Source organism: Salinimicrobium oceani (assembly GCF_012037645.1).
In genome coordinates this window covers 1-324 of record NZ_JAAVJR010001343.1, presented here as the reverse complement: position 1 = coordinate 324, position 324 = coordinate 1, and the positions used below count along the sequence as shown (strand labels likewise).

The window sequence follows — 324 nt, the reverse complement described above, 5'->3', positions numbered from 1 at the left end:
CCAATTCGGCATCAAGAGAGGAAATGGTTCCGGACATTGGAGCATAGATATTGGTTCTTCCAAGACTCTCCTGGGCTTCGTTCACACTGGCTTCGGCACTTCGAACATTGTAGAAAGCAGCCTGGCGTGTAGCCTGAGCAACTTCATAGGCGGAAACTATCCTGTCCCATTCCGCTTTTGAAATGATCCCCTTTTCAAAAAGGGTACGATTTCGCTCATAATTAGCTTCGGCTTCCCTTAGAGAAGCCTCAGACTGTGCAAGGCCTGATTTTATATTCTGAAGTCCGGCACGGGACCGCTCCAGGTTAGATTGATAGATCTCAG

Annotated in this window: 1 protein-coding gene; it reads right to left on the bottom strand. The window is 48.1% G+C overall.

Features of this window, described 5'->3' with window-relative positions; genetic code table 11:
- On the bottom strand, nucleotides 1-324 hold a 324-nt coding region (locus HC175_RS22120; RefSeq protein WP_168140010.1), incomplete at both ends, for an efflux RND transporter periplasmic adaptor subunit.